Source organism: Acetobacterium wieringae (genome assembly GCF_026646375.1).
GTDB lineage: Bacteria > Bacillota > Clostridia > Eubacteriales > Eubacteriaceae > Acetobacterium > Acetobacterium wieringae_A.
In genome coordinates this window covers 125594-140936 of the sequence record NZ_JAIPPU010000001.1, presented here as the reverse complement: position 1 = coordinate 140936, position 15343 = coordinate 125594, and the positions used below count along the sequence as shown (strand labels likewise).

12 protein-coding genes are annotated in these 15343 nt (G+C 43.9%); all 12 read right to left on the bottom strand.

The window, feature by feature from the left end; all coding sequences use genetic code 11:
* Window positions 1–4 precede the first annotated feature (4 nt).
* Complete coding sequence (locus Q7P33_RS00610; protein WP_303866299.1) at window positions 5–424, bottom strand: hypothetical protein; 420 nt, start codon at window positions 422–424, stop codon at window positions 5–7.
* 323 nt (window positions 425–747) lie between these two features.
* Window positions 748–2028 carry an S-methyl-5-thioribose kinase gene (gene mtnK, locus Q7P33_RS00605; RefSeq protein WP_303866297.1) on the bottom strand — a complete coding sequence of 427 codons (1281 nt, stop codon included), beginning with the start codon at window positions 2026–2028 and terminating at the stop codon, window positions 748–750.
* Window positions 2029–2138: 110 nt separating this feature from the next.
* Entirely contained in the window at window positions 2139–2912 is a 774-nt protein-coding gene (locus Q7P33_RS00600) for an ABC transporter permease (RefSeq protein ID WP_303866294.1), read from the bottom strand.
* Window positions 2912–3529, bottom strand: a complete 618-nt coding sequence (locus Q7P33_RS00595; protein ID WP_303866292.1) for an ATP-binding cassette domain-containing protein — start codon at window positions 3527–3529, stop codon at window positions 2912–2914. The genes Q7P33_RS00600 and Q7P33_RS00595 overlap by 1 nt, the downstream gene beginning before the upstream one ends.
* A 42-nt stretch (window positions 3530–3571) precedes the next feature.
* A complete protein-coding gene (locus Q7P33_RS00590; protein ID WP_303866289.1) occupies window positions 3572–4396 on the bottom strand; it encodes a nitroreductase family protein in 825 nt (274 codons plus the stop codon).
* Between the two features lie 36 nt (window positions 4397–4432).
* Complete coding sequence (locus Q7P33_RS00585) at window positions 4433–5263, bottom strand: undecaprenyl-diphosphate phosphatase (RefSeq protein ID WP_303866286.1); 831 nt, start codon at window positions 5261–5263, stop codon at window positions 4433–4435.
* 234 nt (window positions 5264–5497) lie between these two features.
* On the bottom strand, window positions 5498–6745 hold the full coding sequence (locus tag Q7P33_RS00580; RefSeq protein WP_303866285.1) for a serpin family protein: 1248 nt from the start codon (window positions 6743–6745) through the stop codon (window positions 5498–5500).
* A gap of 60 nt (window positions 6746–6805) precedes the next feature.
* Complete coding sequence (locus Q7P33_RS00575; protein WP_303866284.1) at window positions 6806–7381, bottom strand: carbonic anhydrase; 576 nt, start codon at window positions 7379–7381, stop codon at window positions 6806–6808.
* A 133-nt stretch (window positions 7382–7514) separates the two neighbouring features.
* Window positions 7515–9431, bottom strand: a complete 1917-nt coding sequence (locus tag Q7P33_RS00570; protein WP_303866282.1) for an HD domain-containing protein — start codon at window positions 9429–9431, stop codon at window positions 7515–7517.
* Complete coding sequence (locus tag Q7P33_RS00565; protein WP_303866280.1) at window positions 9424–12414, bottom strand: response regulator; 2991 nt, start codon at window positions 12412–12414, stop codon at window positions 9424–9426. The genes Q7P33_RS00570 and Q7P33_RS00565 overlap by 8 nt, the downstream gene beginning before the upstream one ends.
* Window positions 12415–12527: 113 nt before the next feature.
* Window positions 12528–13361 (bottom strand): protein-glutamate O-methyltransferase CheR, encoded by an 834-nt coding sequence (locus Q7P33_RS00560; RefSeq protein ID WP_303866277.1) that lies wholly within the window; start codon window positions 13359–13361, stop codon window positions 12528–12530.
* 47 nt (window positions 13362–13408) lie between these two features.
* Entirely contained in the window at window positions 13409–15340 is a 1932-nt protein-coding gene (locus Q7P33_RS00555) for an HD domain-containing protein (RefSeq protein WP_303866274.1), read from the bottom strand.
* Between the last annotated feature and the right edge of the window lie 3 nt (window positions 15341–15343).

The following is a 15343-nucleotide window of genomic DNA, read 5'->3' as shown; positions in this document are numbered from 1 at the left end:
TTCTTTATTTAACAACAAATTCGTTGACGGTATCGGGATCTTCCCGGTCATCAATGTAAATTTCAACAGCATAGTTCCCCGGCGTGGTAACCAACTCAGCAGGTAGAATACCCCACAATGGTGCATCACTGACATCACCGTTATTGATGGTAACGGAATCGACTACCTGATCTTCCAGATACCAGATAAAGGTTATGTCGGTATCATCCGGTGCGTTGTGCAATTCCGCTGCTACATAAACGTCGGTATTGACTGGAAATGAGGTGACTTCATCAATCGGTAATGAACTGTCATCCACTCCGGTTGTCATCACTGCATTGCTGACGTTAGCCGATGTTGCACTGCAACTGGCCCCCATCAAAAGAACCGAAACCATCATAATCGTTATGGCCACAAGATAAACTGTTAATTTATTTTTTTTCATGACTTTTTCCTCCTGAATGATAATTTTACGCGAATAGCTGGAATTCCCTTTCTGCCTGTTATCCCAAATTCTTAACCGCAGCTTGATCGGCCGATTTGATTGCAACCGATTTCAGACGCGTTTCCGGTTACCCATCCGGCTTTTAATAACCCCTTGTTTTGCTTAGCCCTCCTTTTTTTATAAAAAAGATTTCTGTTCGTTCCAACCTATTTTCGTACTACTATTCTACCACATTTCTGTAAAAATAAACATTCCCTCGACTGACATTTCACCATACAAAAAACCCAAGTGAGAAAATCACTTGAGTTTTTCATATACAGGTTTTATTGACTGGCTTTACTTTGGTTTTTTAACGCCTTCATCACATCAAAATAGCGATAGGTAATAGTTTCAATCAGCGAAATGATGTCTTCTGCCGATTCCATTTCTTCCCGTTTCATGATCAGTGCATCCGCAATCAGCAGTGACAGACGTCTTGCACAGTTTCGGCTAACCGGATTTTTAATCACATCAAAGTCCGGCAGTGGCACAATCCCACCAACCCGACTGACAATCTGGCAACCGGTGAAACCGCAGACCTCTTTGATATAAGTTCGCAACAAATCATCCCGATACTCAGTGTACTCCCGATACATCGGCTTGGCATCCTGATCCCAGCAAGCACAATAAACCCGCTGATATTCGGTAATTAAATCACGGATGTAACCCAATATTTCCTGGCGGTAGGCTTTCCGGGAGGCTTTGGTGCCTTCTTCATGATGGAACCAGGCAATGTATTCATAAACCAGGTTGCCCAGCAGATAGCCGGTGTCGGATGAGGATGGACCCATAAATGGGTATTCCATATCAATGATTTTCATCTCATTTTCGTCAATCATAATGTTGGAGGTATGCAAGTCGCCATGCACCAGGCATTCGCTTTTCTTCATGAAAATGCCCCGCAGCTTCAGCAGCTCCACCCGCAGTTCCCGCTTTTCCCAAAGTAGATCACTCATCGCCAGATGATTGGGATCACCTGCCGGTAAATCAACTTCTCCTTCAATAAAAGACTCCCGCAAAAACAGGATTGTTTCCATAATGACCCGCATCTCGGGATTCATAAATTTGCATTCGAGCCCCTTATGGGCAATCTGATCCAGATAAATCTCGGAAGTATAAAAATTTGATTTGGCCAAAAATTCGCCCATCTGCCGGGGGAATTTAGGGAAACGCTTGCCCCGGGTCAATTCAAAACGCATAATCTTCAGACGGCCGCAGTCCTCATAAATAAAAAGATTGTTATCGGGATCGAGGTGATACATTTCCGGCAGATACTCGGGGGTGATGGCGGCTCGCAATTTGATGATTTCCGATTCCAGCTGGTTACGTTTGGCAGTCAACGGCGCTCCTTCACCAAATAGCTTCAAATAGGGTTTGGCCTGTTTGAGAATAACCGACTTGCCAGTTTCATCCCAGATCCGATAAATATGGTTGACAAAACCATCGCCGTCGTCCTCGCCACCACCGACCTCATAAACCTCTAGTTGGGCATTAGCTGGAAAAATATCCGTAGATGCTTTGATATAGTCAATGACAGTACTGGGGGTTAAATCTTTATAGGACATCTGCTACCTCGCAATTTTTAAACGAATTCAATGTTTATTCATCTTATCACGATCAACGGTAGAAATAAATGAACTAATTATTTGATTAACGGGAATTTTTTGTGCTAAGATTAAATGATTAGCCGGTCATAATCATCGAAGGCCTGTTTCCGGGTTAACAGAATCGAGAAGTGAATCCCAAAATAACGGGAAATCAGAATCGCCCCCATGATCACAATTTGGTAGACAATCGCCGTCATTGGCATCGAACCGCCGAGAATCTGGCCCGTCATCATCCCCGGCAGAGAGACCAGACCAATCGTTTCGGTGGAGGCAATAATCGGATTCATGCAGGCGATAATTGCCTCCTTGTACCAGGGCAGGGTCGAATCCCACTGATTGGCTGACAAGGCCAGCCGGTACTGATACTGCCGCTCATTTTTCCTTAAACCGTTGTAGAAGGTATTGATCCCGATGATGTTACCGCTCAGACTGTTGCCCAAGAGCATGCCCATCAGGGGGATGTAGTATTGGGCATCAAAAATATTATCCAGACCAATCACAAATTGGTTGATAAAAAGAATCATCACCAGATTGGGAACTCCAAATCCGATCACAATCGGTATAAACTGATTTTTGATCGTCAATCCGCAGGTTTTAACTGTCGATAACCCGGCCGCTCCGATCATAAATAAAATATATGCCGAGTTTACCCAGAGGTTGTTAAATAAGAAGATATATTGCAGAAAAAAACCGACCAATACCAACTGAACGGTCATCCGGAAGAGCGCATAAATAATTCGTTTATTAAGGCCAATTCCCAGTTTATTGTTGATAATTGCCATCGGTACCACAAAGATCAACAACAACAACGGGGTATAAAAAGGGATTTCCTGAACGCCCATTACCAATTCACCTCCCGCAGTCCCCGATTTTGATAAATTTCGTCGTGGGAGACCACTAAAATGGTTTTATCATAGCCCAACAACAACTCCACTATTTTTGTCTTGAGTTCCAGATCGAGTCCGGTGGTGATTTCATCGAGAATCCAGATGTCACGATCCAGCAAAATCCCCAGAATCAGAGCCAACCGTTGCCGTTCGCCTCCGGACAGCGCATCGACATCTCTTTCCAGGGTGTCTGGCGGCAGTGCCATGGTCGTAAGCCACTCACTCAAAACGGCTTCGTGATAACTTAAATGGCGATTAACCTGATATTTAAAAACGTCCGCAAAAACATCGCTAACCCTCCCTTTGGGAAGATCGGCATCCTGACTGACATAAGTAATTTTGCTGCGAATCTGATTGACAGTTGCACCGCTAAGGGTAACCCCTGCCACCGAAATCTCACCGACATCGGGTATCACAAATCCCAGCAACATTTTAACCAGGCTGGTCTTTCCCCGGCCCGAAGGCGCACAAAAAAGAACTTTTTCCTGACGTTCAATTGCCAGATTAAAGCCTGAAAAAATCAGTCGCTGATCATATTTCAACTGAATATTTCGAAATTCCAGATAAGCCATCTTACACCTCGTGTTTAATTCCATTACGCCAGGCTGATAGTCTTATCGCCAGGATACTTCCGGTTTTTTTCGAGGCACGGTGCGCTGGTAGGCGACCTTGGGATATCCGATCACCTGACAGGCAATGACCTGTTTATTGGTATCTTCAATCCCCAGAAAGCGTCGCAGTTTGTCGCTGTTGGCCGCTGCCCGGACAAAAAAGCCACTGTAGAACATTCCCAGTCCCTGGGCATGAGTCATCAGTTCCATGGAGGTCGCAGCCAGGCCACCATCAATGGGTGATTCTGAGACAACGATCAAAACGGCTTTGGCATTAAAAAACAGATCAGTGGGTTTTTCTGGATTAGTCTGATAACCTTCATACATCTGCAACCACCGCTTCGCATAATAGGCAATCAAGGGCGGGGTCTTTTCGGCATCGGCCAGCAACACTTTTCCCAGATTATTAAGGCTTTCCAGGGCCAGTCCGGTCAACTCCACAAGTTGATCCGAAACGACCACAAAAGACACTGGCTGTCGGTTACCCCCAGTTGGTGTAAAACGGCCCGCTTCAATAATCCCGTCCAGCTTTTCTTTTTCAACCGGCTGATCAGTAAACTGTCGAACCGACCGTCTGAATTTAATAAAATTCAGCAGTTTTTCCGGTTCAATATCAAAACTTGCAGCGTCGTACTCCTTCACTTCGTTCATATCGTAGTCAGTTATGCTGACGGCATTAACCGGACAGATGGCAATACAATGGCCGCATTTAATACAGGTTTGATTAAGGGCTTTGGCCTTATCATCGGCAATGACAAGATCCCGGGTAAAACAATCATCAACACAGGCACCACAACCAATACACTTTTCCTGCTCAATTATAATCATTTTTCTTCCTTTCAACTCGTAGTATTATCAATCAGCCTAGTTACCGGTGATAAAGAAATACAACAAGACAATTACACCCAGAACAATGCGGTACCAGCCAAAAATTTTAAAGTCATGCTTTTTGATATAGGTCATCAGGAATTTAATGGCCAGTATGGACGTAATAAAGGCCGTGATCATCCCCACTAACAATATCACCGCTTCCCAAAGAGTAAAGGCAAAACCAAATTTAATCAATTTTAATAAACTGATCCCGAACATCACCGGAACGGCCATAAAAAAGGTAAATTCGGCAGCCACCGTTCGGGATGTCCCCAAAATCATCCCCCCCAGAATGGTTACTCCGGATCGGGATGTCCCCGGAACAATCGATAACGCCTGAAAGGCACCAATCTGTAGGGCCCGTTTATAACTGAGTTCCGATAACTTGACAATCTCCGGTTTGCGCTTTTTGTTGTAATTTTCAATCACAATAAAAAGAATCCCATAGAGAATCAGCATCGCTGCCACTGTGATCGAATTCATAAAATAGGTATTGAAGAGACTGTCCAACAGGAAATAGGCCACGATTCCCGGAATACAGGCCACCACAATTTTTGACCAGAGAATGACCGTGTTTTTACGGATCATTATTTTTTTATCTTTAAATGAAAACGGCACCAGTTTATGCCAATAGATATAAACCACAGCCAGAATGGCGCCCAACTGAACGACATATAGAAACATTTCAATGAATGGATCGGACATATTCAGTTTAATAAAATCATCCACTAATATCATGTGTCCGGTGCTGCTGATTGGCAGCCACTCGGTTACACCTTCGACAATCCCCAGAAAGATTGCCTTTAAAATCTCTAAAAATCCCATTTTTTCCTCTCTTTTGCCGGTAATTTTAAGTCGTTATGTTCCGGAAATTCATCACCATGCGATTAAATCTCAATCAAACACTTACTGAACTTACATCACTAAGTTTACTTTTTTATGCTTGAAAATACAACATTTTTATGGAATTATCTTGAAATTCACAATTAATCTTAAAGAATCCCTATTATGAATAAAAATGCCCGATGCTGTCGATCAGAGCAACACCGGACAATGCCTTTATGAACGGGGATCCTGTAGCATCCCCATAAAAATGATGGCGCCGGTTTCCCGATCCTGAATGGCGTAGAAAAAGGGACGATCAAAATTGAGTTCAAAATCGTAAACGGGCATGCTGGTGGTTCCCACTTCCACCGAGGTAACGGCGGCGGCCTCAGTACCAGCTTCATCAACCTGTATAAAGGTTTTATGCTTAACATCACTGATGTATACATCCCCCTGCGCTGCTGACGCGGTCATTTTCGAAAAATCTGCCTTACCAGCTTCAAAGGCGATTTCCATGCCCATATCCGACAATACCGGATTCAATGAATTTTCGTACGCCATGGTAAATTTCGGAAGCATCAGGCTCCCTTCTTTTGGCTCGAAAAGACCCATCCAGTTTGACCAGCTATCCTGACTGAGCTGCTGCAAAAATTCGCCCAGACTGAAATCCGGATTGGGTAAAAACAGCACCATCGCCATCCGTTCATCTTCGCCATAGGGAAGCCGTAGTGCCTGAAAGTCAGCTGTTTTTAAATAATCAAACGAACCGCTCTGGTACATTGTTGGCACAGTCACGATCTGTCCACCAGCCAGATTAAAACTCTGGTCGGTAGTGAGCGACTCTTCGAAGGGACTGGTCCAGGCTCCTTTAAAGTAAATGGCATTAATCAGAAACATAATGGTTTGCGGATCAATCGGTGGTGCGACAATCTGGTCGATGGTTCCCCGGGTTTGATCTTCCACCCATTTGTTGATTACTTTGGCAGACTTGGGATCTGAAAAATCCAGTTGTTTGGCCGTCGCCTGATACTCATTATTAACTGTCTCTACAAATCCTTCGGAAAATTTGAAATCATCAGACATCCAAATCGAGTTGGCGATATCTAAGGTCACTTTGGGGTCAGCCGAGGTCAACAGATACATCATGGCCCGATTATTATTATTGAGTTTCTCCACTTCAACGCCCTGAATGTTCAAGGCTTCTGCCATGGCCGTCCGGGTCGTACCAACAGCTCCGTTATAAGCCATTTCCATGGCCAGAGAGATGCCAACGGGTGAGATCATGATGTTTTCATTTCCCGTTGCCAGCTTTTTATAGAGATTGAATCCAAAGTCATTGGTCTTTTCAACCAAGGATGTGTCAAACGAATTCAGCACCTCTGTCGATGGTTTCGATATCTCGTTTTTTTTGCAACCAGAACTCATAAATAATAGGGCCACTATTCCAAACACGCCCATCAGCATTACCAGTTTTCGTTTCATCTTGGTCTCCTTTTTCCTTAATCCCGCTGGCACACCATAACTGCGTTTTGCGTTAATCGATTACCCGAAAAACTCCACGACTCCCGATTCGAGATTGTATTTTGCCCCCAACACCTTGACATCACCTGCATTGATTCGTTCATTAATGGCTTCACTTTGAAGGATTCTCTTAATGCTATTGTCAATATTAAGGTTTTCACAAATAGCAACATTTTGCTCACCCTCAATAGCTGGCTGTATTTCTTCCACAATCGATGTAATATACCCATGACCATGCCCCTGCATGGCGGCAGCCACTGCTCCGCAGTGATTATGCCCCAGCACCAACACTACAGATGACCCCAAATGACCGACGGCATATTCAATGCTGCCCAGTTCAAAATCACCAATAACATTGCCAGCAGTTCGAATCACAAACAACTCACCGATTCCAGCCGAAAAAATATGTTCTGGCGGCACCCGTGAATCTGAACAGGTCACAACTACCACATCGGGCTTCTGACCCGCTTCCACATTCTTACTTCGTACCTTTTGAGAAACATCTCCGGGGTTTTTTTCCGCTGTCACAAAGACCTGATTTCCTTTTTGTAACTTCTTTATTACCGCTTCAATGACATCCTGTTTTTTTTCGCACATAGCAAACCTCTTTTCAAATTTAGTTGTGATCGATAACCTTCATGGAGTGATCTACTCAATGGAGGTTATTGATGCACTTGCTTAAAACCCTGCCTGGAGTTTAATCGTATCAACAATCGCCGTTGAGTATTTTTTAATCAATCGCTTGGGTGCGATGCTCATTCAAAACTTTTTCGATAAAGACATTGGCGACTTCCGGATCAAACTGGCTACCAGCGCATTTTTTAATTTCAGCCACCGCCTCATTAACACTCAGCCCCTTACGATAAGCCCGGTCACAGGTCATCGCATCAAAGGCATCAGCCACCCCGATAATCCGAGCCTGGATGGAGATTTCTTCTCCCATCAGTTGTTTCGGGTAACCTTTTCCATCCCAGCGCTCCTGATGCTCCAGTACGTATCTGGCCAACTCTGAAAATTCGCTGGATGAACTTAAAATCCGATAGCCAATTTCTGGGTGTCGTTGAATTTTCTTCCATTCGTCTGGATCCAGTCCACCCGGTTTATTGAGTATTTTTTCATCAATCCCCATTTTTCCAATATCATGGATTAATCCGGCAGCTTTTACCTGACTGATATCATCCTGATCAAAATTCATTTTCACTGCGATTTTTTCGCAGATTTCACTGACCCGTTGTGAATGCAACATTTCCCGGCTGCTTTTTTCATAAAGAGTATTCATAATCAAATCGATGGTTCTGTTTTTAATGCTGGCACTTTCATAGAGTTTATGACGATACATGTTGTCCTCAGCATTTTTTAACACCTCCTGAATAGTCTGGTGACTCTCGGTTTTGGTTTCATAACCAAACGAAATCGAGAAATCAATGTTTCCAACGGATTGTTCCAGTGCTGCGACTTTCATCCGTTTGACAATTTTTGCGGCTTGATCCTCATCCGTTTGGGGTAGCAGCACAATGAATTCATCCCCACTGAGCCGGGCCACCACGTCCTGATTCCGACACTCTGCCAGGATAATTCCGGCCACTTTTTTTAGCAGCTCATCACCCAAGGCATGTCCAAACGATTCATTAACCAACTTTAAACCATTCACATCAGAGATAACCAAACTCAGCGGCAAATTTTCAACCCGATCAATATTAACTAGGGCTTCTTCATAGTAGCGGCGATTGTAAACTCCGGTAAGATAGTCATGATTGCTTAAATAGCAGATCTTTTCTTCGGTCTGTTTCCGCTCGGTTATGTCAGAAATGATCACTGCCACCTGCTGGGGCTCTGGGGAATAGGCCACCACTTCAAAGTACTTTGCAAATTGTGGAAAATATTTTTCGTAACGCATAGATGCGCCTGTTTTAATTAGTTGCGCATATTTTTCAACCAGAAAATCCTTTGAATCGGGCATGATTTCTGATAGGGTTTTCCCCAGAATATCCTGACTTTTTAATCCGGTCAGCCGTTCAAAACTAGCGTTAACATATAAAAAATTACAATCCGTTGGTTTTCCATTTTCATCAACCTGCACCTCATGTACGGCCAGGCCCTGCTCCATCTGAGTAATCAGTCGGCGGTTTCTTTCTTCACTGATTTTAAGGCTTTCCAGTAATTCCATGGTCTTGATATGGGCAGCTTTCAGGGCCGCCGTTTTTTCTTCCACCATCTGGGTCAAGCGGCCTTGTTCGTCTTTTTTTTGACGGTTGGCGGCTTTTATTTTTACCATCGCCCTGAGCTGGGCAGTCAATTCTGATTCATCGATGGGTTTGGCTAAAAACGCTTCCGCACCAGACTCAAGTGCCAGAATACGATGCTCACGATCCCCTTTAATGGCGGTGATAAAAACAACTGGAATTTCTTTTGTCTGAGAATCACTCTTAAGTCTTTGGCACACTTCAAAGCCATCCATTTCCGGCATCACAATATCCAGAAGAATGACATCAGGATCTTCTTCCCTGGCAATTGCAATCCCTTTTATTCCGGTGGTGGCTGACAGCACCCAGGCTTCGGGAAATGCTTCCCGGATCAGTGCCCGCATGGTGATCAAATTATCCTGATTATCATCAATTGCTAAAAATTTCAATTGTCTATCAGCCATAGAGTACCTCTCGTATAACTTTCAAAAACTCCCGTTCAATGATCGGTTTAGGGATAAAGGCATCAAATCCCTGGGCTAAAATGCCCTCCCGATCCTGGGTCATGGCGCTGGCGGTTAACGCAATGATTGGGATCTTCGCCAATCCCGGCAAGGCCCGAATCGCTTTAAAGGCCTGAATCCCATCAATTCCCGGTAAGGCAATATCCATCAAAATCAGATCGGGAACAAATTGTTTGGCCATTTCAATACTTTCCTGGCCATCAGCTGCTTCCAAAACCCGGAAATGATCGCTCAATAAGGCTTTCACCGTGAACATATTATCCGGGTTATCTTCCACCGCCAGCACCAATGGCTTACGTTGATCGGCTCGGGGTTTCAGGGGCCTGATCTTTTTTTTATGCGTCGCCGGATAGAGCATGGAGGCGATGGCTTTTTTCAGCTCATCCCGATTCACATCACCTTTTTGAATCAATTGATGAATGTTATTTTTAGTCAGATCTTTGAGCTCGTCCTGGGTAATATGCTTGGCGGTCAGAATCAACACCGGAACATGAGCTGTTGCTTCAGCTTCCCGGAGGGTATGGAGTAGTTCAAATCCATCAATTCCTGGCATCATCAAATCTAAAACCATGGCATCCGGAATCACTTCTTCCATGATTTCAAACGCTTCTTTGGCATTTCGGGCTACCTTTATCGTGTGGCCGCTTTCAGCCAGCAAATCTCTAATCTGTATTACCGCCGGTTCACTATCCTCAACCATCAATAGGGTTTTTGTCGAGGGATCTGTCGAAGGTTTTCCAGACAATTGGGGTGTTATCATGCTCGTTGCAGATTGACCGCTTTCCCGTTGTCCTTGATAGGCTGGTTTGATTACCTTTTTACCCGGTGCGTAATGAATCGGTAGTGACAAAATAAATTCGGATCCCTCATCGACCACGCTTTTCACACGAACGGTTCCCCCTAATAGCTGGGCATATTTTTGTGCAATAGCCAACCCCAGCCCGGTTCCCCCAAACTTACGGGACGTACTACCATCTCCCTGTCTGAATTCATCAAAAATATAGGGCAGATAGTTTTCAGCAATTCCGATTCCTGTATCAGTAACCCGAATCTCTATGTTTTCATCATCTTGACCAATGGATAACTCAACCTGACCCTGCTCGGTGAATTTAACCGCATTGCCAGCCAAGTTTTCCAAAATATGACGGCACTTATCGCTGTCACTGTTAATATAGACGGCCATGTTGCCCGATCCATTGCGACAGATCACATTTTTCTCGCGAGCCTGAGGTGCCAGCATTTCCACCACCTCATCGATCAATTGGTTAATATTAAAGGTGGTAATCTCAACCTCTTCCCGACCAGCCTCGATTCGGGAAATATCAAGAATATCATTTATCAGTGCCAATAGATTCTTTCCATTCCGCTCGATGACTTCAAGATAGCTGTATTCTTCATCGGGGATCTCATTTTTAAGGCGCCGGTTCAAAATTCCAGATAAGGCAATGACCGAGTTAAGCGGTGTCCGCAATTCATGGCTCATATTGGATAAAAAGTTTGTTTTCAGTTGGTTCGCCTCATCGAGCTCTTTTTTCTGCATTTCCAACTCGATATTCTGATGAATGAGTTCCACTGACTGTTCTTCCATTTCATTCTTCTGGGCATCCAGTTCCCGATTTTGATGTTCCAATTTTTGAGAAAACGCTTTGATGGTACGATAGGCTAAAATCCCTTCAATTCGGGCACTCATGGTGCTAATTGTTTTTTCGATAAAATCAATGGCTTTTTGATTGTATTTTCCAATGGCCGCCAGGGACAAAACAGCAATAACCTCGCCGCCAAAAATAATCGGAATGGTGATAATTTCCCGGGGCATAAACTTCCCACTGACGGTGTAAAAGGCAAATCGTGAATCCTCCGGAATATCCTTAATATGGGTGTAATGACCACTAGCAAGGGCTGCTCCGAATTCGCCTTCGAGGGTGTCTCCGGCAAACGCCGCCCGGCCTGTTTCATCCAATCCGATCGATTCAAAATGCTCAAATTGATTCGTATCGGCGTTGCGCAGATAAACCGCTGCTACCTGGGAATCAGTATAGCGGGACAGGGTATTCAGAGTCTTTCTAAAGAAATTTTGGGCATCTTCTTCTGCTAACATAATTTTAATAAAATTGGCTGTTCGTTCATTCAGCTCCAGGTTTTTTTGAATGTCATCCGCCAGCGTATTAAAAGAAGTCGATAGGCTCCCAAATTCATTCGTGTAAGCGTAAACACTTCGGGCATTATGATTTCCGTTTTGAAATTCATCCGTTGTTCGGGTGAGTTCATTCAACGGTTCCTGAATATTTCGAAGCAAGAGAAAACTAATCAGTATCGATAACACCATAATGATTAATACAATCATGGCTAACTGCAATTTTATTCGGGTATATAAATCCATTGTATCCTGATAGAGTTCATCCGCTTTATTACTGGCGAAATTTTCTACCACTGCCATTTTTTCAGTTAAGGTATCCCGGTAGATTCCCACCTTTTCGCCCGGCAACAGACTTTTTCGGGCGGTTTCCAGGTCTCCGGCCAGAGCATTCGCCACGATATCGGCCCGGGCCGTTTCCCAGTTGATGTAAGCATTATATGCCGCATCCACATCCTGTTTAGGCCCTAGATAAAGCTCGCGGACAATATCAAATTGGATCTGGATATCAGCATCATATTGCTGCATCGCTTCAATGGCACTATTACGTTCTTCCTGGTTATTGGCCAACAGCAGATCTCTAACGCCCACCCGCATATTTAAAATGTCCGAATCCAGTCGGTCAATTGCCCGGGTAACCTTAAAGGGGTGGTCATACATGGTTTCCGCCTGATTCACAATGGTATTGGTTTGCATATAAACCAAAATCCCCAATAAAATAACAAAAAATATGATGGTCGCAAAACCAATCGCAAGCTGAGTCTTCACTTTTAAGTTTTTAATGTTCATCTTTTCTCCCGGGACCCTGACTATGAGGTGCAACAATTTTGACAACTCAGCACAATGGTTGTTAATCTTTCTTTTGCGCAATAAATTTTTGGTACGATATCCTGTTCATCCCATTACCGACTGATCTGAAAAATAGGCACACTGGAAGATAGCATCTTTAAATCCGGTTCTTTTGCCATAAAGATGGATTCCGCCTCGCCCGTGACCAAATAACCGCCTTTGGCCAGAGAACGTTTTAGTTTTCTGACAATTGACCGTCTCACATCGGCGCTATAATAAAAAAGCAGATTGCAACAAAATATGATGTCAAAATCACCAAAAATGCTATCCGGAGGATTGCTCGAATGGGAATCCAACAAATCATACTCCGAAAAATCGATTTTTTCTTTTAGTTTTGATCCAATTGCGTAAACATCGCCCTGTTTTTCGAAATAGTTTTTCAGCTGATGCATGCGAATATTTGCAATGTCATCCCCATCATACAGACCCGTTCTGGCAACGCTTAAGGCTTCCGGTGAAAGATCGGTGGCAAAAATCCGAAATCGCCTCGGCTTTGACACCGACTTGATCCCTTCTTCAAGCAAAATTCCGATCGAATAAGCTTCCTGGCCGGTGGAACAACCGGCCGACCAAACTCTGATTTCACCATTTTCCGGCTTTTGACTGAAGAGCTGCGGCAAAATCAGCTTTTCCAGCACCGCAAAGGTCAATGCATTTCTAAAGAACTGGCTGTAAGTGATCTGAAAAGATGCCATTAATAAATCGGCTTCCGCGCGATTTTGCTGTAAATACACGCGATATTCTGCAACGCTGAGCTTGATGCTCATCATCCGCCGCTCCAGTGATTTAATCAAAAAAGCATCATCATAAATAGTCAGATCTTTTTTATAAATCTCTTTCATAATCCGAATCAGCTCAAAAATGGTTTTATTTGCCTGTGTTCCCATCCGTATCCCCTTAGTATCCTGCCCCATGTCCGAATCAGCAGGTGTCGCTAACGAATCATTTCCGAATGCACAACTTCAACCAGCATTTTGGCCACCAGGGGATCAAAATGGGTCCCGGCACAGCGCTTAATTTCCGTAATGGCCTCATCATAGGCCAGTGCTTTGCGATACGCGCGATCACTGGTCATGGCATCAAAGGAATCGGCCACTGCCACAATTCTTCCCTGCAGTGAGATTTCCTCCCCCTTTAAACCTTTTGGATATCCATGCCCATCCCAGCGTTCATGATGTTCCAGGATACAATTGGCCATTTCCGAAAACTCATTTGCCGAGCTGAGAATCCGATATCCAATTTCAGGATGTCGCTTAATTTCCTGCCACTCATCCTTACTCAGAGCGCCCGTTTTATTCAGGATTTTTTCATCAATCCCCATTTTCCCGATATCATGAATCAGTCCCGCTGTCCGAATCTGATTGATTTCATCCTGATCCAGCTTCATTCGCAAACCGATTTTTTCACAGATGTGACCAACCCGGCTTGAATGCATCATTTCCCGATTGCTTTTTTCATAAAGAGTATTCATGATCAATTCGATGGTTTTACTGCGCATGCTGGCACTTTCGTAGAGCTTATGCCGATACATATCATCTTCTGCATTTTTTAATATCTGCTGGATGTTCTCTTCTTTCCTGGTTTTCGTGCGGCTGCCAAAAGCAATGGAAAGTTTCAATCCGCGAATTTTTTCCCGGGCTGCCAATACTTCCAGTCTTTTTATAATCAGGGCCGCTGTTTCAGCATCCGTTTTAGTTAAAATAATAACAAATTCATCACCACCCAGTCGGGCTATCACATCATTCTCACGACAGCCGCTTTTGATGACATTGGAAGCTTTCTGGAGCAATTCGTCCCCTACCGCATGGCCAAAGGAATCATTGATCATTTTTAAGCCATTGACATCGGCCATAACCAAGGTTAATGGGTAATTATCTTCCGTATCCAGTTTTATCAGGACTTCTTCATAAAAGCGCCGGTTGAACAAACCGGTCAGGTAATCATGGTAACTCAAATACCTGATTTCTTCCTCCGTTTTTCTAATTCGGGTAATATCCTGAACGGTTCCAAAATTTCCAATATGGTTTTTCTCCTCATCAAACTGGGGAATCATCCGCATATTGATAATTCGCTCTTCGCCATCCTGACGAAAGATCCGAAAAATAAAATCAGCCGTTGATTTTTCGACCATCACCTTCTCGATGTTTTCGCGAATAATGGGAATCTCTTCCGGATGGGCAAATCCAAGAAATTGCTCCTTGGTATTCACTTCATCAATCGAAGCAATGCCAAAGATATTCAGCACTTCTTCCGAACAACTGATTTTATGTTTTTTTAAATCGAATTCATAACTTCCCAGATGCGCCAATTTTTGGGCTTCGACCAACGCTTTTTCACTTTTTTTCCTGGCTTCATTTTCTTTTTCCAGCGATTTCAGCAGTTTGAGGGTACGGGCATGGGCGGCCTTTAAGGCGATGTTCTGCTTTCTGACCCGGTTGTTAAGCCGCTCTTTTTCATTTCGTTTTTGAAGATTGGCCCATCGGATCTTTGCCATTGCCCGAAGCTGAGTAAGCAGTTCCTGTTCATCAATCGGCTTCGAAATAAAGCCTTCCCCGCCGCATTCCAACGCTAAAATCCGATGTTCCCGATCGCCTCGGGCAGCAGTCACAAATAATACTGGAATATCCGCCAGATCGGGGGTGGCTTTTAATTGACGACACACCTCAAAACCATCCATCTCTGGCATGATAATATCCATGAGAATAATATCCGGATTTTCCGACACCGCCATTTCAAACCCCGTTCTCCCAGTAAAAGCCATCAAAACAGTAGCATCTGAAAACACATCACGAATCATGGCTTTTAAGACAATCACATTATCCGGGTTATCATCAATCACTAAAATTTTTAATTGTCTTGTTTCCACAGG